The 22,319-nt window shown below is 41.9% G+C and carries 24 protein-coding genes; 15 read left to right on the top strand and 9 right to left on the bottom strand.

What is annotated here, in order from left to right; translation table 11 throughout:
* Positions 1-101: 101 nt before the first annotated feature.
* From J1C86_RS05845 to J1C86_RS05830, 4 genes are all read right to left on the bottom strand, one after another.
* On the bottom strand, positions 102-449 hold the full coding sequence (locus tag J1C86_RS05845; protein WP_002902952.1) for a DUF1831 domain-containing protein: 348 nt from the start codon (positions 447-449) through the stop codon (positions 102-104).
* A 1-nt stretch (position 450) separates the two neighbouring features.
* On the bottom strand, positions 451-1,563 hold the full coding sequence (locus J1C86_RS05840) for a cysteine desulfurase family protein (protein ID WP_312022658.1): 1,113 nt from the start codon (positions 1,561-1,563) through the stop codon (positions 451-453).
* A gap of 10 nt (positions 1,564-1,573) precedes the next feature.
* Positions 1,574-2,530, bottom strand: a complete 957-nt coding sequence (locus J1C86_RS05835; protein WP_125409427.1) for a ribose-phosphate diphosphokinase — start codon at positions 2,528-2,530, stop codon at positions 1,574-1,576.
* A gap of 136 nt (positions 2,531-2,666) precedes the next feature.
* A complete protein-coding gene (locus J1C86_RS05830) occupies positions 2,667-3,230 on the bottom strand; it encodes a CYTH domain-containing protein (protein ID WP_312022659.1) in 564 nt (187 codons plus the stop codon).
* Positions 3,231-3,325: 95 nt separating this feature from the next.
* Between J1C86_RS05830 and J1C86_RS05825 the strand changes: the two genes are divergently transcribed.
* The 5 genes from J1C86_RS05825 to mutY all read left to right on the top strand — a co-directional run bounded on the left by J1C86_RS05825 (position 3,326) and on the right by mutY (position 7,913).
* The gene (locus J1C86_RS05825; RefSeq protein ID WP_002895452.1) at positions 3,326-3,997 is read left to right on the top strand and encodes a GTP pyrophosphokinase; all 672 of its coding nucleotides are present in this window, start codon (positions 3,326-3,328) and stop codon (positions 3,995-3,997) included.
* Positions 3,981-4,799, top strand: coding sequence for an NAD kinase (locus tag J1C86_RS05820; RefSeq protein ID WP_312022660.1), 819 nt, complete (start codon positions 3,981-3,983; stop codon positions 4,797-4,799). The genes J1C86_RS05825 and J1C86_RS05820 overlap by 17 nt, the downstream gene beginning before the upstream one ends.
* On the top strand, positions 4,796-5,686 hold the full coding sequence (locus J1C86_RS05815; protein WP_125409433.1) for an RluA family pseudouridine synthase: 891 nt from the start codon (positions 4,796-4,798) through the stop codon (positions 5,684-5,686). The genes J1C86_RS05820 and J1C86_RS05815 overlap by 4 nt, the downstream gene beginning before the upstream one ends.
* Positions 5,687-5,706: 20 nt before the next feature.
* Entirely contained in the window at positions 5,707-6,684 is a 978-nt protein-coding gene (gene pta, locus J1C86_RS05810; RefSeq protein ID WP_009660434.1) for a phosphate acetyltransferase, read from the top strand.
* Between the two features lie 65 nt (positions 6,685-6,749).
* Positions 6,750-7,913 carry an A/G-specific adenine glycosylase gene (gene mutY / locus J1C86_RS05805; RefSeq protein ID WP_125409435.1) on the top strand — a complete coding sequence of 388 codons (1,164 nt, stop codon included), beginning with the start codon at positions 6,750-6,752 and terminating at the stop codon, positions 7,911-7,913.
* A 791-nt stretch (positions 7,914-8,704) separates the two neighbouring features.
* Here the strand turns inward: mutY and J1C86_RS05800 are convergent.
* From J1C86_RS05800 to J1C86_RS05780, 5 genes are all read right to left on the bottom strand, one after another.
* On the bottom strand, positions 8,705-9,052 hold the full coding sequence (locus J1C86_RS05800; RefSeq protein ID WP_125407117.1) for a PedC/BrcD family bacteriocin maturation disulfide isomerase: 348 nt from the start codon (positions 9,050-9,052) through the stop codon (positions 8,705-8,707).
* A gap of 124 nt (positions 9,053-9,176) precedes the next feature.
* Positions 9,177-10,895: a phospho-sugar mutase gene (locus J1C86_RS05795; RefSeq protein WP_125407120.1), complete on the bottom strand. Its 1,719-nt coding sequence runs from the start codon at positions 10,893-10,895 to the stop codon at positions 9,177-9,179.
* A 236-nt stretch (positions 10,896-11,131) separates the two neighbouring features.
* The gene (locus tag J1C86_RS05790) at positions 11,132-11,695 is read right to left on the bottom strand and encodes an ECF transporter S component (protein WP_125407122.1); all 564 of its coding nucleotides are present in this window, start codon (positions 11,693-11,695) and stop codon (positions 11,132-11,134) included.
* Entirely contained in the window at positions 11,679-12,230 is a 552-nt protein-coding gene (gene coaC, locus J1C86_RS05785) for a phosphopantothenoylcysteine decarboxylase (RefSeq protein WP_125408904.1), read from the bottom strand. Before coaC ends, J1C86_RS05790 begins: the two co-directional genes overlap by 17 nt.
* Before the next feature lie 11 nt (positions 12,231-12,241).
* The gene (locus J1C86_RS05780; RefSeq protein WP_427150781.1) at positions 12,242-12,925 is read right to left on the bottom strand and encodes a phosphopantothenate--cysteine ligase; all 684 of its coding nucleotides are present in this window, start codon (positions 12,923-12,925) and stop codon (positions 12,242-12,244) included.
* 213 nt (positions 12,926-13,138) lie between these two features.
* Here J1C86_RS05780 and J1C86_RS05775 point away from each other — a divergent pair, with 213 nt between their 5' ends.
* From J1C86_RS05775 to J1C86_RS05730, 10 genes are all read left to right on the top strand, one after another.
* Positions 13,139-14,809 (top strand): formate--tetrahydrofolate ligase, encoded by a 1,671-nt coding sequence (locus J1C86_RS05775; RefSeq protein ID WP_125408900.1) that lies wholly within the window; start codon positions 13,139-13,141, stop codon positions 14,807-14,809.
* Between the two features lie 76 nt (positions 14,810-14,885).
* Positions 14,886-15,419: a GNAT family N-acetyltransferase gene (locus tag J1C86_RS05770; protein ID WP_221761852.1), complete on the top strand. Its 534-nt coding sequence runs from the start codon at positions 14,886-14,888 to the stop codon at positions 15,417-15,419.
* Positions 15,416-16,027 (top strand): DUF5052 family protein, encoded by a 612-nt coding sequence (locus J1C86_RS05765; protein WP_002915174.1) that lies wholly within the window; start codon positions 15,416-15,418, stop codon positions 16,025-16,027. The genes J1C86_RS05770 and J1C86_RS05765 overlap by 4 nt, the downstream gene beginning before the upstream one ends.
* 3 nt (positions 16,028-16,030) lie before the next feature.
* Positions 16,031-16,684 (top strand): DNA alkylation repair protein, encoded by a 654-nt coding sequence (locus J1C86_RS05760; RefSeq protein WP_125408897.1) that lies wholly within the window; start codon positions 16,031-16,033, stop codon positions 16,682-16,684.
* Positions 16,681-17,205, top strand: coding sequence for a GNAT family N-acetyltransferase (locus tag J1C86_RS05755; RefSeq protein WP_125408895.1), 525 nt, complete (start codon positions 16,681-16,683; stop codon positions 17,203-17,205). Before J1C86_RS05760 ends, J1C86_RS05755 begins: the two co-directional genes overlap by 4 nt.
* Before the next feature lie 700 nt (positions 17,206-17,905).
* Positions 17,906-18,982, top strand: a complete 1,077-nt coding sequence (locus J1C86_RS05750) for an aspartate-semialdehyde dehydrogenase (protein WP_125408891.1) — start codon at positions 17,906-17,908, stop codon at positions 18,980-18,982.
* Between the two features lie 79 nt (positions 18,983-19,061).
* Complete coding sequence (gene dapA / locus J1C86_RS05745; RefSeq protein WP_125407139.1) at positions 19,062-19,997, top strand: 4-hydroxy-tetrahydrodipicolinate synthase; 936 nt, start codon at positions 19,062-19,064, stop codon at positions 19,995-19,997.
* Between the two features lie 232 nt (positions 19,998-20,229).
* Entirely contained in the window at positions 20,230-20,568 is a 339-nt protein-coding gene (locus J1C86_RS05740; protein ID WP_002895476.1) for an ATP cone domain-containing protein, read from the top strand.
* A 141-nt stretch (positions 20,569-20,709) separates the two neighbouring features.
* Positions 20,710-21,561: a ribosome biogenesis GTPase YlqF gene (gene ylqF, locus J1C86_RS05735; RefSeq protein WP_125408889.1), complete on the top strand. Its 852-nt coding sequence runs from the start codon at positions 20,710-20,712 to the stop codon at positions 21,559-21,561.
* On the top strand, positions 21,548-22,312 hold the full coding sequence (locus J1C86_RS05730; RefSeq protein ID WP_125408888.1) for a ribonuclease HII: 765 nt from the start codon (positions 21,548-21,550) through the stop codon (positions 22,310-22,312). Before ylqF ends, J1C86_RS05730 begins: the two co-directional genes overlap by 14 nt.
* Positions 22,313-22,319: the final 7 nt, after the last annotated feature.

Here is a 22,319-nt window from a genome sequence, read left to right as displayed (position 1 = left end):
GTTTAAATGTTCATTTTGATATTCTTCAAGTGTTCTAAGTAGAAGTCAAGCTCGTTTTTTTAAGAGTCTAAATCAAAAAAGCAAAATTGCGAGAATCTTGCTTATTGTGGTGTCTTTTCAAAAATATTTCTTTCAACCAAGCTATCCATCAAGAAATAAAATTTTTGCTGGATAATGTGATGGTCTTCTGATTTGAAAATATTGACCAAGCGCAGGCCTGATTTGTCAGTGATGTTGATTTTGAAACCATTCAAATCTTTATTGACGATGATTTTCAGCAGAAAACCATTTCCGCTATTGGGTACAGATTCCAACAGACGAGAGAGTTCATAGTTGCCAACCTTGCTTTCAGCGAAAGTATTGTCGCGCAAGGTGAATTTCTTGACATTTGGGTGAAGTGAATAGGTATATTCACAGTTTGCTAAGCTAACAGATGTTTGAAAGGCCATCTTATCCTCCTAAAATTTCTTTTAATTTCTTTGTAAATAATTGAATGTCTTGCAGAGTTGTTTGGTCCGAAGTGCTGAGCCGAATAGACTCATGCAAGCGGTTGGAATCTTTGCCATACATAGCCTGCAGGACATGACTGGGTTGTATAGCTCCGGCTGTGCAGGCTGATCCTGTTGAAATGGAAAAGCCATTTAAATCCATTTGAAGCAGAAGCAGGTCATTCTTTTGATTGGGAAATCCCAAATTGATGACGTAAGGCAAGCTTGGTTGGCTTTCATTTAAGTAAAAGTCAATGTCCGATAAGTCAGCAAGTAAGCTGTTTTTTAAGTCTTGCGCATGCGCTAAATTCTCCTCAAGATGTTTCGTGCTATCTGACAGAGCCGCCGCCATACCTGTGATAGAGATTAGATTTTCAGTTCCGGCCCGGTGTTTTTCTTCCTGGTCGCCACCGTGCATGAAATTGTCAAAATCCATCTTCTTGGCATAAAGGAAGCCAACGCCTTTGGGACCATGAAACTTATGCGCTGAAGCAGATAGAAAGTCAATCCCTAGCTCGTCAGGGTAGATGGGAAGTTTACCAATTGCTTGGACAGCATCAACGTGAAAAACAGCAGGATGTTCGTGCAGTAATTCACCAATTTCCTTAATGGGGAGCATGGCACCCGTCTCGTTATTAACCGCCATGACGGACACAAGAATAGTGTCAGGTCTAAGTGCCTTTTTAATATCCGCCGCTCGAATCTGACCATCCACCGGCTGAACAAAAGTAGCTTCAAAGCCGAATTTGTCTACTAAGTACTCCACCACTTCTAAGACAGCATGGTGTTCAATAGCAGTGGTAACAATATGTTTTCCTCGGTTCTGGTGACGAAGGGCATTGCCTTTGATAGCAGTATTGTTGCTTTCAGTGCCACCTGAAGTAAAAAGAATCTTATTGCTTTGAGTATGCAGAGCTTGAGCAATATCCTCACGCGCCTGTCTGAGGAGTTTACTAGCTTCTCGGCCATGACTATGCGTACTGGATGGATTTCCAAAGACGGTCATAGTTTTGGTCATTGCTTGGATTGCAGCAGGCGACAAAGCAGTTGTAGCGGCATTATCTAAATAAATCACTCCGGTTACCTTATTTCTTTTGATAGGCAAAGAGTGGGCTGACTGGTTTTCTCTCTTGAATGCGGACAATAGCATCACCAATCAGTTCACTAGCTGTAATGTAGTGGAGATTCTTAGGTGTTTTTTCTTTGGTATCAACAGAGTCTGTCACAAGAATTTCCCTGATAGGAGAATTATCCAGCAATTCTGCAGCTTTATCTGCAAAGAGTCCATGACTAGATACGGCATAAATTTCTACTGCGCCTTCGCGGCTGACAATTTTAGCTGCTTCAGAGAAAGTCCGACCGGTATTTAAAATGTCGTCAATCAGAATTGCTTTCTTGCCTTCGACATCTCCGATGATATAGCCCTCAGAGCGATCCGCCTCATCTTCGCCATAATCAATGATAGCGATAGGGGCATCCAGATATTCAGCCAAATTGCGGGCGCGTTTTACACCAGAGTTTTTAGGGCTGACAACAACGACATCATCTCCCGTTAACTCTATATTACAATAATGTTTGGCAAAGAGTGGGATAGTGAAGAGATTATCGACTGGGATATCAAAGAATCCTTGGACCTGCACTGCATGAAGATCCAGAGAAATCACGCGATCCACTCCAGCACCGACAAGCATATTGGCAACCAGTTTAGCTGTGATTGGCTCGCGAGGGGCAGCAGTCCGATCCTGACGGGCATAACCAAAATAAGGCATCACAACATTAATCGTGTTGGCACTTGCACGCTTGCAGGCATCCACCATAATCAAGAGTTCCATCAAGTGATTATTGACAGGGAAGCTAGTAGACTGAATGATGTATATATCATAGCCACGGACACTTTCTTCAATGTTAATCTGAATCTCGCCGTCCGAGAATTGGCGGGAGGAAAGTTTTCCCAAAGGAACCCCAGCCGCCTCAGCGATTTTTTCAGCTATGGAATGATTGGAGTTGAGGGAAAAAAGCTTCATATTTTTTTTATCTGACATGAGTTGGACCGTCCTCTTTTTGTGTCATTTCTATAATCTAATGCTCCATGAAATTTATATTTCAATAGTCTTTAGATTGCTACCTTTTATTTTACCAAAAAAATTAGATTATTTCAGCTATTTTGTGGTCGTTGATTTACAAGTTTTCAGAAAATCTTGCTATCTTGCTCTTACCAGGTTTGTAGTCGATGCTGTGCTGTTTTAGGAAGTTCAGGAAATTTTCTTTTCCCTTTTCGAAATCTTCAACTTCGACTTCGAGTTCGAAGTCTGTTTTGCCCAAGTAGCGGCTCTCATCCAGAGCAAATAGACCGATTTTGTCTTCTTTTTCATAGCGGATAGTCTCTAGAGAGCCAAGAATCTTCAAGTCTTGGATGGGAATTTCTTTCTGAAGCAGCGTCTCTAAAATCTCTCCCGTAGGAAATTCATTGTTCTGCAAAATGTTTTCGGTTTCTTCTGGTGTCAAGTTCTGATTGAGTTCCAAGGCTCCGACTTCTTGAGGAATCTTGAGTGTCAGCTCAGCTTCGCGATGATTAAAAGTTCGTACTCGAAAAGCCATGTGTGCGTGTCGGATACTTTGTTGGTCTGAGTCGATGTAGTGGTTGGTTTGGCTAATAGGCGAAATATCAGCAAAAAACTGGAGCAAACGGTCGTTCTCTTCTTTGGTCAGCATGGTTTTGAATTCAATTTCTAAGTGATTCATTTTCATATCCTTTTCTTTTTTTTGAAAGCGATTTATGTTATAATAACAGTTGTGTTTATTTTATACAAAAAATAATGATATGACAAGGTAAGTGTATGACAATAGAATGGGAAGAGTTTTTAGACCCCTATATTCAAGCAGTTGGAGAGCTGAAAATTAAGTTGCGTGGGGTGCGAAAGCAATACCGTAAGCAGCAGCGCCATTCTCCGATTGAGTTTGTGACCGGACGTGTCAAGCCGATTGAGAGCATTAAAGAAAAGATGATTCTGCGAGGTATTCGCGAGGAAAATATCGAGCAGGAGATGCAGGATATCGCTGGCTTACGGGTCATGGTACAGTTTGTTGATGATGTGGATGAAGTTTTAGAAGTCCTGCGAAACCGGACTGATATGCGCATTGTGCAGGAGCGGGATTATATTAAAAACAAAAAAGCCAGTGGCTATCGGAGCTATCATGTGATTATAGAGTATCCGGTCGATACAATTAATGGTCATAGGCTTATTCTGGCTGAAATTCAGATTCGCACACTTTCGATGAATTTTTGGGCTACGATTGAGCATTCTTTGAATTACAAGTATAAAGGAGAATTTCCCGAGGAAATCAAATGCCGCTTGGAAACGACAGCTAATCTTGCCTATCAGCTGGATGAGGAGATGGGAGAAATCCGTGATGCTATCCAGGAGGCGCAGGCTCTCTTTGATCCTCTTCACCGCAAGTTAAATGACGGTGTGGGAAATAGTGATGATACAGATGAAGAATACAGATAAAAAAATAGCGATTATCCGCAATCGGAAAAGACAGAGTGAACAAGTCTATCAGGATTTGAAGCAGAAGCTTAAACAGAACGGCTTTATTTTAACTCCTAAGAATCCCGACATCGTGATTTCGGTGGGTGGTGACGGCATGTTGCTGTCGGCTTTTCATATGTATGAAGAACAGCTGGATCGGGTCCGCTTTGTCGGTGTGCATACAGGGCATCTCGGCTTTTATACAGACTACCGTGATTTTGAACTAGATAAGCTGGTAGAAAATCTCAAATTAGATACTGGTGCTCAGGTTTCTTATCCAATTTTAAATGTGAAAATCACTTTTGAAAATGGTGCTACACGCACTATTCGTGCTTTGAACGAAGCAACAATCAAGCGTTCGGATCGAACTATGGTTGCTGATGTCATTATCAATCGGGTTCATTTCGAGCGTTTCCGAGGAGATGGGATTTCCGTTTCTACTCCGACAGGCAGTACAGCCTATAACAAATCTCTAGGTGGAGCGGTATTGCATCCGACAATCGAAGCCTTGCAGGTGACAGAGATTGCCAGTCTAAACAATCGGGTTTATCGGACGTTGGGCTCGTCGGTCATTGTTCCTAAAAAGGATAAGATTGAGTTAGTGCCGACCCGCAGTGATTATCACACTATTGCGGTCGATAATCAGACTTTCTCTTTCAAAAACATTGTCCGCATTGAGTATCAGATTGACAATCACAAGATACATTTTGTGGCTTCACCAAGCCATACCAGCTTTTGGAATCGTGTCAGAGACTCCTTTATTGGAGAGTGCAAGGAATGAGGTTTGAGTTTATTGCTGATGAGCATGTCAAGGTAAAGACCTTTTTGAAGCGACACGAAGTTTCCAAAAGCCTCTTGGCAAAGATAAAATTTTCCGGCGGAAACATTCTTGTCAACCATCAACCTCAGAATGCTATTTATCTCTTGGATATTGGCGATAAAGTGACGATTGACATTCCTTCTGAAAAAGGATTTGAGAGTCTGAAAGCTGTTGATAAGGACTTGTCTGTCGTCTACGAGGATGAGCATTTCTTGGTTTTGGATAAACCGGCAGGGGTGGCCAGTATTCCCAGTGTTAATCATTCCAATACTATGGCAAACTTTGTTAAGGCTTACTATATTCGTCATGCCTATGAAAACCAGCAGGTGCATATCGTGACGCGTCTGGATAAGGATACAAGTGGGCTCATGCTCTTTGCCAAGCATGGCTATGCTCATGCCAGATTGGACAAACAGTTGCAGAAGAAGCTGATAGAAAAGCGCTATTACGCTCTAGTTCGGGGGACTGGTGACTTAGAAGAGCAAGGTGAGATTATTGCTCCGATTGGACGCAATCCTGAGAGTATCATTACGAGGCGCGTGACAGAGGATGGCAAGTACGCTCATACCAGTTACAAGGTCATAGAGCGATTTGGAGATGTCTATCTAGTGGATATTCATCTGCATACTGGGCGGACTCATCAAATCCGCGTTCACTTTTCACATATTGGCTTTCCGCTTTTGGGTGACGACCTTTATGGTGGGAGTTTGGAACACGGAATAGAGCGTCAGGCTTTACATTGTCATTCTTTGAAATTTTATAATCCTTTTAGCGGACAGGAAGTTGATCGTGCAAGTCCTTTGCCGGAAGATTTTAAACAAGTTATCGAGAAATTAAAAGCTAAATAGATAAAGGAGTGTTAAGAAGCATGAAAATTTTTGACTCAATTCGTGAAGCCTTGAAGGATAAGGAAGTAAAGATTGTCTTGCCAGAGGGGGAAGAACCGCGTATTCTGCAGGCGACTAAACTATTGGTAAAAGAAACCAGTATTACACCAGTTCTTTTGGGTAATCCTGATAAAATCCGTATTTATCTAGAAATTGAAGGAATAAAAGAAGGGTATCAGGTTATTGATCCTTCAAACTGTTCTTGCTTTGAGGAAATGGTAGAAGCTTTTGTTGAGCGTCGTAAAGGGAAAATCACAGCAGACGAAGCACGCCAGTTGCTCAAAGAAGACGTCAACTACTTTGGTGTCATGTTGGTTTATCTTGGTAAAGTCCAAGGAATGGTATCTGGCGCGATTCACTCCACTGCAGCGACTGTTCGGCCGGCTCTACAAATTATCAAGACTCTGCCTTGGGTTTCTCGCACTTCCGGAGCCTTCCTTATGGTGCGTGATGACGAACGCTACATTTTCAGTGACTGTGCCATCAATATCGATCCAGATGCCAATATCTTGGCAGAGATTGCTGTTAACTCAGCCCTAACAGCGCAGATTTTCGGTATCGATCCTAAAGTTGCTATGCTCAGCTATTCGACCAAGGGCTCTGGTTTCGGAGAAAAGGTTGATAAGGTAGTAGAGGCAACTAAGCTAGCTCGGGAAATGCGTCCAGACTTGGTTATCGATGGTGAATTGCAGTTTGATGCAGCTTTCGTTCCTGCAACAGCAGAGCTGAAAGCACCTGGCAGCCCGGTGGCTGGTCAAGCGACCGTCTTTGTCTTCCCAAGTATTGAGGCTGGTAATATCAGCTACAAGATGGCAGAGCGTTTGGGTGGCTTTTCAGCAGTAGGACCTATCCTGCAGGGCCTTAACCATCCAGTTAATGACCTTTCCCGAGGATGTAATGCGGATGATGTTTATAAGCTGACTTTGATTACAGCCAGTCAGGCTGTCGGTCATTATTAAACGATAAGAAACAATTGGAGGGCATAAGCTCTTCAATTTTTCTTGCCTTATGCTATACTAGATTTATGTTAGATTTGAAAGAATACGGAATTGAGATGTGGGAGGTAGATAAAATTGCCTCTTTTAGAGAGAAATTATTAACTTGGTATGATGAAAATAAACGTGACCTGCCTTGGCGCAGAACAAATAATCCTTATCATATCTGGGTTTCCGAGATTATGCTGCAACAGACTCGGGTAGATACGGTGATTCCTTACTATGAAAGTTTTCTAGACTGGTTCCCGACAGTAGCTGACTTAGCACAGGCGCCAGAGGATAGACTGCTCAAGGCTTGGGAAGGGTTGGGTTATTATTCGCGGGTGCGAAATATGCAAAAAGCAGCCCAGCAGATAATGACAGATTTCGCTGGAAAATTTCCTGATAGCTATGAAGGACTTGCTAGCCTCAAAGGGATTGGACCTTATACAGCTGGTGCCATTGCTAGTATTGCCTTTGGACTAGCTGAGCCTGCGGTAGATGGCAATGTCATGCGGGTGCTGAGTCGCTTGTTTGAAGTTGATATAGATATTGGCCAACCTAGCAATCGGAAGGTATTTCAGGCTATGATGGAGATTCTGATTGATCCAGACAGACCTGGAGATTTTAATCAAGCGCTGATGGATCTGGGGTCAGATATCGAAGCTCCTGTTAATCCTCATCCAGAAGACAGTCCTGTAAAGGAGTTCAGCGCAGCTTATTTGCATGGAACAATGGATAAATACCCAATCAAAGCCCCTAAAAAGAAGCCGGTTCCGGTCTATTTGCAGGGCTTGATTATCGAAAACGAACAGGGACAGTTCTTGCTTGAAAAGAATGAGGCTGCTGGCTTGTTATCAGGTTTTTGGCATTTTCCCTTGATTGAAATCGAGGAATTTCAAACTGAAAATCAGATGTCGCTCTTTGAGGTGGCAGAAAATCAGCCAAGTCTGGACTTGTCTCCTCAAGAAAGCTTTGAGCAGGATTATGATTTGATTGTTGATTGGCAGCAGCAGTCCTTTTCAAAAGTGCAACATGTTTTCAGTCATCGCAAGTGGCATATCCAGCTGGCTTATGGCCGAGTTAAGGATAGCCAGATCGCAGCTGATGGAGAGGTCTTGTGGCTTCATCCAGAAGATTTTGGCAATTACCCCTTTGCCAAACCCCAGCAGAAGATGTGGCAGGCTTTTAGGAACGTAAAAGATGGAAACTAAAGTTAAATAGTCTGTTGAACTTGATTAAATTTACGAAGAATAGGAAATCATTAAAATATGTCCCATACCCCTAGTCCTCCAGATAAAACTTTTATTGGACGTCGTAGCAGACTTGCTGGTGTCATTTATTTTATATTAGGAGCTTTGAATTTCTTACATTGCCTTCTTTATTTTCAGTGGATATTTTCCCCAACTGCGAGAACTGACTTCATCATTATTCTAATTTTTATAGGTTTAAATATTTATTTTTTGACTCGCGAGTTCATCTATAAATGCTTCCATTGGTGTGGCTATCATGCCTTACCTGAGTTAGCTAAGTTCGGGAGTGGACGCTATTCCTGTCACTTGCCTGTCTTCGAAAGACATACCGAAAACTATAAAGTCTATTACAGTAAAAGATCAAAGAAACATCAATTTCTCTTCTTTGTGAGCTATATTTTATATGTGAATTTAATTTTAGTAGTTCTTTTGCTCTTCTCATGTGCGTACTGGAATATGTTCATTGAGAGTTCCTCGAAATTTCAAGATTGGCACGCTTTTCTATTTATCTTTTTAATAATCATCCTGTATATCTGTATTGAAGCTTTATTTAAAAAATATAAACATTGGTTTAAAAATTATTTTAAACTAGATGATAGAATAGTAGAACACGGCTTTCCGATATATACTTTGAAAGAAAAATAAAAGACAAACAATATAGTTTGTCTTTTTCGCTTTTAAAATAACTTATAGTCCTTCTCGCTCTGTAAGGAGAGAGGCTAATAAACTAGCCTTTAGATGGATATTCGTGCTTAAATCCCGGCAAAAGCTTTAATCTCATCTGCAGTCATAGAAGAATCACAACGAACAGATACTTGGCCGTCTTGAACATGAACAAAACCAGGAACTGTCGGAATGCTGTATTCAGAGCGGAAGGCTTGCAGTTTCTCTAATTCGCTAGCTTCTTCGCTATTGATAAAGAAAATATACGCCTTGGTATCAGCGACCACGCCAGCAAGAGTAGCAGCGAATTTACGACAGTAAGGGCAAGTTTTGCGACCGACGAAGAAAGTTGCTGTCTCTTTGTCAGCAATTGCTTGACGAGCACGATCAACAGTTGTGACTTCTAAGTCTTTAATATTTTGAGCAAATTGTTCCATAAATAATCCTCATTTCTTTTGATAAAACTAGTATGCCATAAAAAGCAGAAAAATGCTTGATTTGGAAACGAAAAACCAGAGAATGTGAAATTCATCCTCTGGTTGCTTGGTTGATAGTGTTATTTTACTTGATAAAAGCATTAATCTCTGCTTCAATAGCAGCAATTTTTGATTGAGCGTCTTCATTGCTGTCACCGACAACGGCAATGTAGAACTTAATTTTTGGTTCTGTTCCGGATGGCCGGACAGCAATCCATGAGCCATCAGCCAAAGTGTATTTCAGCACATCGCTTGGAGGAGTTGTCAGAGCTGTAACAGTACCGTCTGCGGCGGTAGAAGTCTGCGCCTTAAAGTCTTCTGTAACAGAAATAGCAGTAGCGTTGAATTCTTTCGGAGCATTGTCACGGAACTTAGCCATGATAGCCTTGATTTGTTCAGCTCCATCAACACCAGACAAGGTCACAGAGATAGTCTTTTCAGCAAAGTAACCATACTCTTTGTAGATTTCTTCGATACCGTCAGCCAGAGTCAAGCCACGTGAGCGGTAGTAGGCAGCAAGCTCAGCAACAACCAAAACAGCTTGGATAGCATCTTTATCACGTACAAATGGTTTAATCAAATAGCCGAAGCTTTCTTCAAATCCCATCATGTAGGTGTGGTTGTGATTTTCTTCGAATTCTTGAATCTTTTCAGCGATAAATTTGAAACCAGTCAAGACATTGAACATGGTTGCGCCGTAACTTTCAGCAATCTTAGTCACTAGGTCAGTAGAAACGATAGACTTGCAGAGAGCTGCGTTAGCTGGCAGAGTTCCAGCACTCTTATGAGCTTCCAAGATGTATTTAGCCATGATGGCTCCGATTTGGTTACCTGAAAGGTTGAGATAGCTACCGTCTTTTTGTAGAACTTCTACACCGACACGGTCAGCATCTGGGTCAGTTGCAACCAAGACATCTGCACCAACCTTGCGACCTAATTCCTCTGCCAAGGCAAAGGCTGCTTGGCTTTCAGGGTTTGGAGACTTGACAGTAGAGAAGTCAGGATCAGCTACAGCTTGAGCTTCAACAACTTCTACAGAATCAAATCCAGCTTGAGCCAAAGCGCGACGAGCCAACATCTCACCAGTACCGTGCAGAGGAGTATAGACAATCTTCATGTCCTTACCGTATTCGTCAATCAATTTTTGGTTGATATTGACATCTTTAACTTCCTTGAGGTATTCAGCATCAATAGCATCGCCAATCACTTCAATCAAGCCAGAAGCTTTTTCAGCTTCAACATCAGCGACCTCAATAGCAAAAGGATTTTCAATCGCACGGATGTAGTCAGTCAATGCATCTGCATCATGCGGAGGCATTTGTCCGCCGTCTTCACCATATACCTTGTAGCCGTTAAATGGAGCAGGGTTGTGGCTGGCTGTAATCATGATACCAGCGAAAGTTCCAAGATGGCGTACTGCAAATGAAAGTTCTGGAGTTGGGCGCAGACTTTCAAAGACATAGGACTTGATGCCGTGCTTAGCTAAAACAGCAGCAGATTCAAAGGCAAATTCTGGTGAGAAATGACGGGAGTCGTAAGCAATCGCAACACCGCGTTTTTTGAACTCATCACCTTTCTCTTCAATCAAGCGAGCCAAACCTTCGGTTGCCTGACGGACAACATAAATATTAATACGGTTGGTACCAGCGCCAATTAAACCACGCATACCAGCAGTACCAAACTCAAGATTGGTGTAAAAGGCATCTTCCTTAGTTTTTTCGTCCATACTGTTCAAGTCTTCACGAAGATAGTCAGGAAGTTCAGCGTAATCAAGCCATTTTTTGAAGTTATCTTGATAAGTCATAGGTGGAGTCTCCTTTATTTTTGAAATGAAGAGATGGAAATTTTAGTAAAAAATCCTACTCTTAAATTTTCTTAATCGCTTACATTGTAGCATATTTTCATTAATTTTGAAAGAGGTTACCTAGAAAACGATGAAATACTTTTCAAGGTATTGTTTCAAGGATTTCAGAATGGTATAGCGGAAATGCTGGATCAAAAAAGACCAAAGCATTGCTTGGTCCGAAAACTAACTCATCATCATTTTTGGGCTTTTTCAAGCGCAGGAATGATAGTTGCTGTCAAAATCGCAGAAATGATTAACTCGGCAATGGAATTTGCTGATAGAATCACAGCCAGAAGTGCTTTGATATCCCCTTGGTATACATTTGAAAAGAGAAAGAAGATACCTCCCAAGACGAAGATGGTATTGGTGGCAGAACCAACGGAACCAGCTACAATCAAGCCAGCCTTATTTTTCATTGCTTTATATACGAAATAAGGAGTGATACCAATGAGAATGCGAGGCACCATGGCAACAAGAAGCGAAGAAAGGCTTCCATTTGGCACAAAAGGGCTAAAAAGATAGCTGGTTGGCAGCAGCACCAAGGTATTGGTAATAACGCTGATACATCCCATAAGGCCGCCTAGAACAGCTCCGACTTTAGGACCATAGAGGATACTGGCAATGATAACTGGAATGTGAATAATCGTAGGTTTAATCGGTACTGGAAGCAGGTTGAAAATGACCGAACTTAGCAGGTGCAGTACCAACATAATGGCAAAGAAAATAGCAATTTGAGCAATTTTAGACTGTTTTTTCATAAATAAGTTCCTTTACTGTATCAATAATTGTATCAATTTCGGCTAGAGCACCTGTCCCCTGATCGCCACAGGCTAGAACAGCTTCACGCGGTTGGATAATCTTCCATCCAAAACGCTGTAGACGCTCCAAATTGTGTTGGGTTAGTGGATTTTCAAACATCTTAGTGTTCATAGCTGGAGCCAAAACTTTCTTAGTATGAGTCGGCAGAGCCAGGGCAGTAGCTGTCACCATATTGTCAGCTAAGCCGTTGGCTAGTTTAGCGATGGTATTGGCTGTAGCGGGGGCCAGCAAAAAGAGGTCAGACTTTTTAGCGATATCAATGTGATTGACCTTGCTAGGGTCAGGTTCTTGCATAATATCGATTGCAACTTGTCTTTGCGACAAGACTTGCAGGGTCAGCGGTGTGATAAATTCTGTTGCTGCATTTGTCATGAGGACAACTACTTCAAAGTTCTCTTTCTTTAGACGGCTAGTGATGTCAGCAGCCTTATAGGCCGAGATACTTCCACTGACAGCCAAGGTAATCTGTGTCATCTTTTCCCTCCTTATAGACTGTGAATATGCAAGTAGAGGAGCTGAGCAATTTCTTCTTTGGATTGAGCTTGAGTTACAGTCTCTTTTCCGACAAGATAGGCTCTATGCTCTTGGTTAGAAATCTCTGCCAAATCATTGGCGACAATGATTTCTGCCTGATTTTTTATAAGACTGGCTCGTGCGGTCTTGAGTAACTCTTCCTTAGTAACATTGACCAAGAGTTTGAATCCAATCAAGCGAATGGCTGGATTCCATTTTTTTACTAAACTGATGATTTTAGGTGTCTTTTTGAGAAAAAGAACTTGAACATCAGCCTGAGAAGAAATCTTGGTTTCTGAGTTAGTTTTATTCAGAAATTCAGTCATGTCAGGGCTAGCCGCTACAGCTTCCAAACCAGTCATGTAGACGGGAGTATAGTCAGAAACAGCCATTGCATGAATCAATACATCATGTGTGTGAACGAGCGGCTCTAAGGCTTCAAGCAGTTCTGCAACGTTTTCAATTTGGACAATGGTAAGATTGGGATGAGTTGCCGGGTGGACAGCCTTGGGAGTCGTCACCAGAGTCACCTGATCGCCTTTGTCTAGGAATGTTTCAGATATAATTTTCCCTAGCCTGCCCGTCGAATGATTTGTAATAGAGCGGACACGGTCGATTTTCTCGCTGGTCCCGCCAGAAGTAATCAATATGTTCATAGCATTATTTTACAAGAAAAAAGAAATTTAGTAAAATAATTCTAATCGCAGAGTGTCACAGCGGAGAAGTGACTCTAAAATCTTATAGTTTAGAGGACAAAAATTTCCAAGTTTTTTGTTTTTCCCGAACATTAAAATCTATTTAGAGCTTAATCATGTAGATTTTGCTCTTTTTTGTTATAATCTTTATATTAATTGACAGAGGAGTTCTTGATGAAAACAGATATTGAAATTGCTCAAAGTGTTGAATTGCAGCCTATTGTTGATGTAGTGAAAAAAGTTGGCATCGACTATGACGACTTGGAACTATATGGTAAGTATAAGGCCAAGCTCAGCTTTGATAAGATTCGTGAGGTTGAAAAAAATCCTGTTGGAAAACTGATTTTGGTAACAGCAATCAATCCCACACCTGCCGGAGAAGGTAAGTCTACCATTACCATTGGACTAGCTGACGCGCTCAACAAAATTGGCAAGAAAACTATGATTGCTATCCGCGAACCATCTCTGGGTCCAGTGATGGGGATTAAAGGAGGAGCAGCTGGCGGCGGCCACGCGCAGGTTCTACCTATGGAAGATATCAACTTGCATTTCACTGGTGACATGCATGCCATCACGACTGCTAATAATGCCCTGTCTGCTCTCATTGACAATCATCTTCATCAGGGAAATGCACTGGGAATCGATCAGCGCCGCATAATCTGGAAACGGGTGGTTGACCTGAATGACCGGGCTCTTCGTCATGTGACCGTTGGCTTAGGAAGTCCGGTTAATGGTATTCCACGCGAAGATGGTTTTGATATTACCGTTGCTTCTGAAATTATGGCAATTCTTTGCCTGGCTACGGATATTGAAGATTTGAAAAATCGCTTGGCTAACATCGTTATCGGCTATCGGTTTGACCGTACACCAGTCTATGTTCGTGACCTTGAGGTGGAAGGTGCCTTGGCTTTGGTATTGAAAGATGCGATTAAGCCAAATCTAGTTCAGACTATTTACGGGACACCAGCCTTTGTTCATGGCGGGCCTTTTGCCAATATCGCCCATGGCTGTAACTCTGTTTTGGCGACTAGTACAGCGCTCCGTTTGGCTGATTATACAGTGACTGAAGCAGGGTTTGGTGCGGACCTTGGTGCTGAAAAATTCTTAGATATTAAGACGCCAAACTTGCCAACCTCTCCTGATGCGGTCGTAATTGTTGCGACTTTACGCGCTCTCAAGATGAATGGTGGCGTGGCCAAGGATGCTCTGACAGAAGAAAATGTTGAGGCGGTAAGAGCTGGCTTTGCCAATCTCAAACGTCACGTTGAAAATATCCGCAAGTTCGGTATTCCAGCGGTAGTGGCCATCAATGAATTTGTCTCTGACACGGAAGCTGAAATTGCTACTCTCAAAGAACTTTGTGCAGAAATTAAGGTGCCCGTTGAGTTAGCTAGCGTCTGGGCTGATGGTGCTGAAGGTGGTGTGTCTCTAGCTGAGACTGTAGTCAAAACTATTAATGAAGAACCTGCTCATTACACTCGCCTCTATGACAATGATCTTTCTATTGAAGAAAAAATCGAAAAAATTGTCAAAGAAATCTATCGTGGTTCGAAGGTGAATTTTGAGAAAAAAGCGCAGACGCAGATTCGGGAAATTATCAAAAACGGCTGGGACAAGCTGCCAATCTGTATGGCCAAAACACAGTATAGCTTCTCTGACAATCCTGCAGCTCTGGGGGCGCCAGAAAATTTTGAAATTACCATTCGTGAACTGGTACCAAAACTTGGAGCGGGCTTTATCGTGGCTTTGACAGGAGATGTCATGACCATGCCAGGATTGCCGAAACGTCCTGCGGCACTCAATATGGATGTGGCGGCAGACGGCACAGCCATTGGTCTATTTTGATCTTGGTTTAAAAGGCTCTTTACGGGTCTTTTTTGGTATAATAGTGAAAATAATGAGAATAGAATATGGAGTCAATATGAACATTAGATTAGCAAGACCATCAGACGCTGTGACCTTGCTTGCTATTTACGCGCCTTATGTGGAAAATACAGCCATTACTTTTGAATATGAAGTCCCGACCATTGAGGATTTTGCAACTAGGATTGAGAAAATATTGGAAAAATATCCTTATCTGGTAGCGGAAGAAGATGGTTTAATTTTAGGCTATGCCTATGCTTCGACTTATTATGCGCGTGCAGCCTATGATTGGGCAGTGGAATTATCGGTTTATGTCAGTCAAGATGCTAGAGGAAAAGGAGTCGGCAGTAAGCTTTATGATAAGCTTGAAGACCTGTTAGATCAGATGGGATATATGCATTTTCTAGCCTGTATTTCTCTGCCTAACGAAGCTAGCCTGGCTTTGCATCGAAAAAGAGGCTATCAGCAGGTTGCGTATTTCCCTAAAATGGGCTATAAATTCGAGCGTTGGCATGACATTGTTTGGCTGCAGAAATCCTTGGACAAGCAAGCTGGACCAATTAAACTTTTAAAAGAAATGGAGTGTAAATGATGAAAAAGAAACACCTATTAATAACTCTTCTAAGCATTGCCCTTTTGACTTTGAGCGGCTGTCAGGCCGTTGAAAATTGGTTTAAAAATGCCAAGGAGGAATGGATTGGTTTAGAGATGACAGTTCGCACCTATGATGAAAATTCTCAGCTTATTGACCAGATGTCGGGCAAGTCACTATCCATCTCGCGTAACGAGGAGTTTGACTCAGTTGATGCGGAAGGAAATTCCAAGGAAGATTCTTCTGTGCTCAAAATCACCTTGGGTAAGTATGAGATTGACCATGTGGGCTCTTCCTTGATTGCAGAAGAAAAAGGCTTGAAAGATGTATTTGCTCAATATCAAAAGACTGCAGATGTTGAGGAGAATAGTCATTCAGTTCCCGTTTTGAATCGCATGATTTCAGCCTTTAAAAACGACTTTACTGGAAAGAAAAAGGTTATTCTGATTCGTTCTCAAAACGGCACTCCGTTGGCTGCCTATGCTGGCGACCGAGTCTCTCTAGATAAATCCGATGCTCCTAAAACTTCTGAATTACTGATTGACGGTAAGCGTCTCGTGATTTATCGCTGCGACTACACTATTTATGACCGTGAATTGCTGGAGTAAGCTATGAATGTAGAGGAATTGGTAAAAGAGTTAAAAGCTGTAGCCATACCTAAAGATGCGGTGGCTATGAAAGCCTATATGAAAAATAAATTTGAGTTTCTAGGAGTCAAGACTCCGGCCAGGCGGAAACTCGCAAAGGCTTTTTTCAAACAGCATACTGATTCCGTCATTGACTGGAATTTTATAAATGAAGCTTGGAAAAATCCCTATCGAGAACTGCAGTACACTGCGCTAGATTATCTGGAGATTCGCAAGAAACTATTGACTCCATCTGACTTGCCACGTTTGAAAAAGCTGGCCCAAACAAAATCCTGGTGGGATACGATTGACTTTCTAGACCGCTTGGTCGGATCCATTATTGCCCGATTTCCAGAAACCAAAGCTACTATTTTATCCTGGAGTTGTGATGAGGATATTTGGTTACGGCGCTTGGCCATCGATTATCAGCTGCTACGAAAAGAGAAAACAGACACAGAGCTCTTGGAGAAGATTTTAGTGAATAATCTAGGCCGAACAGAATTCTTTATTAACAAGGCCATCGGCTGGGCGCTGAGAGATTATTCCAAAACCAATCCAGACTGGGTCAGAGCTTTTATCGAACGGCATCAGACAGAAATGGCTGCACTTAGTATTCGAGAGGGAAGTAAGTATTTATGAAACATATTTATTTAAAATATCTGGAAGAGGAGGATTACTTAGTTTGGATGGAAGGATTTTCCGATAGACTTCCTTCTCAATCACCATTTGATGATGGGCTTTTAGATATGACAATTTGTACAGAAAGTTGGTTTGTGGATTTGGTGACTAAGCACCGCGATTTTCGAGAGAAAGACCAACAGTATATTTGGGGAATTTATGACGCAAAAAGCGGAAAACATGTAGGTATGGTTAATTTATTTGTGCTAGCTAGAGACAATTTTCAATGGGCGGAAATAGGTTATACGATACATAATCAATTTTGGCGTCAGGGCTACGCCAGAGCTATGCTAGAAGAACTCAAGAAAGTCAGTCGCGAACTAGGATTTCATCGTTTAGAAGCACATGTTGATCTACAGAATATCCCTTCGCAAAAATTACTAGAGCAAGCTGATTTCTATCTTGAAGGAGTACGAAAAAAATTCCAAAAAGAAGGGCAGGAGTGGAAGGATAGACAAGTTTTTGTTTATATTTTAGATTAAATACCTTGACAAAACGGAAAAAGATAAGGTAAACTATATTTCGTGCGATGAGTCGATATGCAGATTTTCTGCAAATTGAAGCATGGGAGGTCATAAACGCAGGAGCGGACCTTGATCAGTTGTGTGAACCTGCTGATCACACGAAAGTGCCCTTATCCCCAGTCTACGGATTGGGGATTTTCTATTGCTCTTATGAAACGAGTCCGCAGGAAGAAGTTGAGTTTTAGAGCAATGGATGTAGTTTTGTTCGTAAGAACAAAAGCTGTAAACCTTGAAAGCTCTCTTAGATAGACAAGAAGGTTTGCCTCAGCCGAGTTTAGAGATATTGATGCTGAGGCGGTTGGCGTCGTGAGTGTTATTGCTCTTGATGAAATGAGTCCGCAGGAGGAAGTTGAGATGTAGAGCAGTGGATGCAGTTTTGTTCGTGAGAACAAAAGCTGTAAACCTTGAAAGCTCTCTTAGATAGACAAGAAGGTTTGCCTCAGCCGAGTTTAGAGATATTGATGCTGAGGCGGTTGGCGTCGTGAGTGTTATTGCTCTTGACGAAACGAGTCTCTAGGAAAAAGTTGAGTCATAGAGTAGTGGTGTATAGTTTATCAAAATATCGAACTTATATTCTTCAGAAATATTTGCATTTTTCCCTAAAAATAGTATAATACTAACAATACAAAATTTTTTGAAAATTCAGAGAGGTTATCGCATGGGATATACAGTTGCTGTAGTAGGTGCCACTGGTGCCGTTGGATCTCAAATGATTAAAATGCTGGAAGAGTCTAGCCTTCCAATTGATAAAATACGCTATCTGGCGTCCGCTCGCTCAGCTGGTAAAGTTCTCCAGTTCAAGGGACAAGATATTACTATTGAAGAGACGACTGAGACGGCTTTTGAAGGTGTAGATATTGCTCTCTTTTCAGCTGGTGGTTCTACCTCAGCAAAATTCGCTCCTTACGCAGTCAAAGCTGGAGCAGTAGTGGTCGATAACACCTCTTATTTCCGTCAAAATCCTGATGTTCCTCTGGTTGTGCCAGAAGTCAACGCCCATGCCTTAGATCAGCACAAGGGAATTATCGCTTGCCCTAACTGCTCGACAATTCAGATGATGGTGGCTTTAGAGCCTGTTCGTCAGCAATGGGGGTTGGAACGTATCATCGTTTCAACTTATCAAGCTGTTTCTGGTGCAGGTATGGGAGCCATTCTTGAAACCCAAGCTCAATTGCGCTCTGTTCTCAATGATGGTGTGAATCCTAAGGACACGGAAGCCAATATCCTCCCATGTGGCGGCGATAAAAAACATTATCCTATTGCTTTTAATGCCTTACCTCAGATTGATGTCTTTACAGATAACGACTATACTTACGAAGAGATGAAGATGACCAAGGAAACTAAGAAAATCATGGAAGATGATTCTATTGCTGTTTCTGCGACATGTGTCCGTCTTCCTATCTTGTCTGCTCACTCAGAGTCTGTTTACGTTGAGACTAAGGAAGTTGCACCTATTGACCAGGTAAAAGCAGCAATTGCAGCCTTCCCAGGTGCTGTTCTGGAGGATGATGTAGCTCATCAGGTTTATCCACAAGCAATCAATGCGGTTGGTAAGAAAGAAACCTTTGTTGGCCGAATTCGTAAGGATCTTGATGCAGAAAAAGGAATTCATATGTGGGTTGTTTCAGACAATCTTCTTAAAGGAGCAGCTTGGAATTCTGTTCAAATCGCAGAGACACTGCATGAGCGTGGTTTAGTTCGTCCGACAGCAGAAGTTGTTTTTGAATTAAAATAAAGTGACCAAGGAAACTTTACAGCACAGGGTTGAATAATCGTTCTTTCAACCCTCTTTTCGTATAAAGAGAGGTAAGTTTATGGCGTATGCGGATCTGAAAAACTGTAAAATCATCACAGCTTTTATCACACCTTTTCATGAAGATGGATCCATTAATTTTGAAGCTATTCCAGACTTGATTGAGCACCTTTTGGCGCATCATACGGATGGGATTTTGCTAGCTGGAACAACTGCTGAAAGTCCAACCCTGACTCACGATGAAGAATTGGAATTATTTTCGGCTGTTCAAAAGGTTGTCAAGGGGCGCGTCCCTTTGATTGCGGGTGTTGGTACCAATGAAACGCGCGACTCTATCGAATTCGTCAAAGAAGTAGATGCATTTGGTGGTTTTGCAGCTGGTTTGGCCATCGTACCCTATTACAACAAACCTTCTCAGGAAGGGATGTATCAGCACTTTAAAGCCATTGCAGATGCTTCAAACCTGCCTATCATTATCTACAATATACCTGGCCGGGTTGTTGTTGAGATGACACCTGAGACTATGCTGAGGTTGGCAGAACATCCAAATATTATCGGCGTTAAAGAATGTACCAGTCTGGCGAATATGGCCTATCTGATTGAGCATCGTCCAGAGGAGTTTCTGATTTACACTGGTGAGGATGGTGATGCCTTTCATGCTATGAATCTGGGGGCTGATGGAGTTATTTCAGTTGCTTCTCATACAAATGGCGATGAAATGTTTGAAATGCTGGATGCTATTGAGCACAATGACATCAAAAAAGCAGCAGCTATTCAACGAAAATTCATCCCTAAAGTCAATGCACTCTTCTCTTATCCAAGTCCAGCACCAGTCAAGGCTGTTCTTAATTACTTGGGGTTTGCGGCTGGTCCAACCCGCTTACCGCTTGTGCCTGCGCCTGAAGAAGATGCCAAACGCATTATCAAGGTCGTTGTTGATGGCGACTATCAAGCGACCAAAGAGACGGTTAAAGGTGTCCTGAGACCGGATTATTGATTGATAAGATTGAAAAAAATAGGATTGCCCAGAGCGATCCTTTTTCATATGGTCTTTTAAGGCTAAAAAAATGGAAGCATTCTTTGAAAAATATTGGAAAAAATTATATAATGTAAAGGTATGGTCTGGTTTTCAGAATTCTTTTTGAGCAGACTATAGACAACCGGATTGGCAGCAGTCATGTTAGAGACATACATTAGATTAGAAATATATAATATAAAAGGAGTTTTTTATGCAAGTTATTAAACGGAGTGGTGAGGTTGTAGAATTCGATCCAGATAAAATTTATCAAGCAGTTTTAAAGGCAGCGCAGACTGTCTATGTGTTGACAGATGATTTGCGTCAGAATTTAGCGCAGGTTACAAAGAAAGTCGTTCTGGATTTGGAAGAAGCTAAGGTTGAACGTGCGACAATCAGCATGATTCAGTCCATGGTTGAAAGCCGCCTCTTGGGTGCAGGTTATATTACTATTGCCGAGCATTATATTTCTTATCGCCTGCAACGCGATTTAGAGCGCAATGGCTATGGAGATCATATCGCTGTGCATCTGCATTTTGAGCAAGTAAGATAAAGTTAGAAAGCCCTCTAGGGCTTTTTTTGCTCTTGCGGTAGAGAGTATCACTTTAGCATTCACCTGCTTAAATCCTAGAAATATGTTAAAATAGTTAAAGATATAAAATTTTAACAATGATATTCGTTGAAAGGATAAATTATGGCAACGATTCAATGGTTTCCGGGGCATATGTCTAAGGCACGGAGACAGGTACAGGAAAATATTAAGTTTGTTGATTTTGTGACGATATTGGTTGATGCGAGACTTCCTTTATCTAGTCAGAATCCTATGCTGACTAAGATTGTGGGCAATAAACCTAAGCTTCTGATTTTAAACAAGGCTGATTTGGCAGACCCTGTTCGTATTAAAGAATGGCAAATCTATTTTGAAAGTCAGGGAATTCCGACTTTATCTATTAATTCCAAAGAGCAATCTGCTGTTAAAAAAGTAACAGATGCAGCTAAGAAGCTTATGGCCGACAAATTGGCACGTCAAAAAGAGAGAGGAATTCGCATCGAAACCCTGCGTACCATGATAATCGGTATTCCCAATGCTGGCAAATCAACCCTCATGAATCGCTTAGCTGGTAAGAAAATCGCTGTTGTAGGGAATAAGCCAGGTGTGACAAAAGGTCAGCAATGGCTCAAGTCAAATAAAGACTTGGAAATCTTGGATACACCAGGAATACTCTGGCCTAAGTTTGAAGATGAGACGGTTGCTCTCAAGCTTGCTCTGACTGGAGCTATTAAGGATAATCTGCTGCCTATGGATGAGGTGACGATTTTTGGCCTTAATTATTTTAAGGAGCATTATCCTGAGGAACTAACAGCTCGCTTCAAGCAGCTGGACCTAAGTCAGGAAGCGCCAGACATGATTATGGATATGACTCAAAAACTCGGCTTCCGCGATGACTATGACCGTTTTTACAGCCTTTTTGTCAAAGATGTCCGCGATGGCAAGCTAGGCCGTTATTGCTTGGATACGGTTGGTGAACTAGATGGCAACGATTAAAGAAACCCAGCAACGTTTAGAGTTAGTGACTGATTTGGCTGATCCTTTTCTGGCAGAAGCAGCTAATGACCAGCGGAGCGGAGTTCAAAAGGCGATTGAAAAACGTAAAAGAGCTATTCAGGCAGAGTTAAATGAGGATTTGCGTCTGGAGCAGATGTTACGGTATGAAAAAAAGCTTTATAAAGCTGGCTATCAGGCGATTGCTGGGATTGATGAAGTCGGTCGTGGTCCTCTAGCTGGACCAGTTGTCGCTGCAGCTGTTATCTTACCTCCAGGATGTAAGATTAAGGGGCTCAACGACAGTAAAAAAATTCCTAAGAAAAAACATCAAGAGATCTATCAGGCAGTTCTAGATAAAGCCTTGGCAGTCGGTATTGGCCTGATGGACAGCGAGATTATTGATAAAGTCAATATCTACGAAGCAACCAAGCTTGCTATGAAAGAGGCTTTGTCTAAGCTTTCTCTCAAGCCCGATTATCTGCTGATTGATGCCATGAAACTGGATGTTGAGATTCCGCAAGAGTCCATCATCAAAGGCGATGCCAATTCTCTGTCTATTGCAGCGGCCAGTATTGTAGCGAAGGTTACTCGGGATAAGCTGATGACAGACTATGATAAGGAATTTCCTGGCTATGATTTTTCGCAAAATGCTGGTTATGGGACTAAAAGTCATTTGCATGGCTTGGAGCGATACGGCGTAACTCCTATTCATCGCAAAACATTTGAGCCCGTAAAATCAATGTGTGAATAAGCACGGA

It is taken from the genome of Streptococcus sanguinis (genome assembly GCF_050220005.1).
Classification (GTDB): Bacteria; Bacillota; Bacilli; order Lactobacillales; family Streptococcaceae; genus Streptococcus; species Streptococcus sanguinis_Z.
Note: the sequence above shows the minus strand (reverse complement) of the source record. Positions and strands in the feature narration are given on the sequence as shown.

Excerpts from the sequence above, each read along its gene's own strand:
- J1C86_RS05845 (WP_002902952.1), bottom strand. The coding sequence starts at position 449 with ATGGCCTTTCAAACATCTGTTAGCTTAGCAAACTGTGAATATACCTAT.
- J1C86_RS05835 (WP_125409427.1), bottom strand. The coding sequence starts at position 2,530 with ATGTCAGATAAAAAAAATATGAAGCTTTTTTCCCTCAACTCCAATCAT.
- J1C86_RS05830 (WP_312022659.1), bottom strand. The coding sequence starts at position 3,230 with ATGAATCACTTAGAAATTGAATTCAAAACCATGCTGACCAAAGAAGAG.
- J1C86_RS05825 (WP_002895452.1), top strand. The coding sequence starts at position 3,326 with ATGACAATAGAATGGGAAGAGTTTTTAGACCCCTATATTCAAGCAGTT.
- J1C86_RS05820 (WP_312022660.1), top strand. The coding sequence starts at position 3,981 with ATGAAGAATACAGATAAAAAAATAGCGATTATCCGCAATCGGAAAAGA.
- J1C86_RS05815 (WP_125409433.1), top strand. The coding sequence starts at position 4,796 with ATGAGGTTTGAGTTTATTGCTGATGAGCATGTCAAGGTAAAGACCTTT.
- pta (WP_009660434.1), top strand. The coding sequence starts at position 5,707 with ATGAAAATTTTTGACTCAATTCGTGAAGCCTTGAAGGATAAGGAAGTA.
- mutY (WP_125409435.1), top strand. The coding sequence starts at position 6,750 with ATGTTAGATTTGAAAGAATACGGAATTGAGATGTGGGAGGTAGATAAA.
- J1C86_RS05800 (WP_125407117.1), bottom strand. The coding sequence starts at position 9,052 with ATGGAACAATTTGCTCAAAATATTAAAGACTTAGAAGTCACAACTGTT.
- J1C86_RS05795 (WP_125407120.1), bottom strand. The coding sequence starts at position 10,895 with ATGACTTATCAAGATAACTTCAAAAAATGGCTTGATTACGCTGAACTT.
- J1C86_RS05790 (WP_125407122.1), bottom strand. The coding sequence starts at position 11,695 with ATGAAAAAACAGTCTAAAATTGCTCAAATTGCTATTTTCTTTGCCATT.
- coaC (WP_125408904.1), bottom strand. The coding sequence starts at position 12,230 with ATGACACAGATTACCTTGGCTGTCAGTGGAAGTATCTCGGCCTATAAG.
- J1C86_RS05780 (WP_427150781.1), bottom strand. The coding sequence starts at position 12,925 with ATGAACATATTGATTACTTCTGGCGGGACCAGCGAGAAAATCGACCGT.
- J1C86_RS05775 (WP_125408900.1), top strand. The coding sequence starts at position 13,139 with ATGAAAACAGATATTGAAATTGCTCAAAGTGTTGAATTGCAGCCTATT.
- J1C86_RS05770 (WP_221761852.1), top strand. The coding sequence starts at position 14,886 with ATGAACATTAGATTAGCAAGACCATCAGACGCTGTGACCTTGCTTGCT.
- J1C86_RS05765 (WP_002915174.1), top strand. The coding sequence starts at position 15,416 with ATGATGAAAAAGAAACACCTATTAATAACTCTTCTAAGCATTGCCCTT.
- J1C86_RS05760 (WP_125408897.1), top strand. The coding sequence starts at position 16,031 with ATGAATGTAGAGGAATTGGTAAAAGAGTTAAAAGCTGTAGCCATACCT.
- J1C86_RS05755 (WP_125408895.1), top strand. The coding sequence starts at position 16,681 with ATGAAACATATTTATTTAAAATATCTGGAAGAGGAGGATTACTTAGTT.
- J1C86_RS05750 (WP_125408891.1), top strand. The coding sequence starts at position 17,906 with ATGGGATATACAGTTGCTGTAGTAGGTGCCACTGGTGCCGTTGGATCT.
- dapA (WP_125407139.1), top strand. The coding sequence starts at position 19,062 with ATGGCGTATGCGGATCTGAAAAACTGTAAAATCATCACAGCTTTTATC.
- J1C86_RS05740 (WP_002895476.1), top strand. The coding sequence starts at position 20,230 with ATGCAAGTTATTAAACGGAGTGGTGAGGTTGTAGAATTCGATCCAGAT.
- ylqF (WP_125408889.1), top strand. The coding sequence starts at position 20,710 with ATGGCAACGATTCAATGGTTTCCGGGGCATATGTCTAAGGCACGGAGA.
- J1C86_RS05730 (WP_125408888.1), top strand. The coding sequence starts at position 21,548 with ATGGCAACGATTAAAGAAACCCAGCAACGTTTAGAGTTAGTGACTGAT.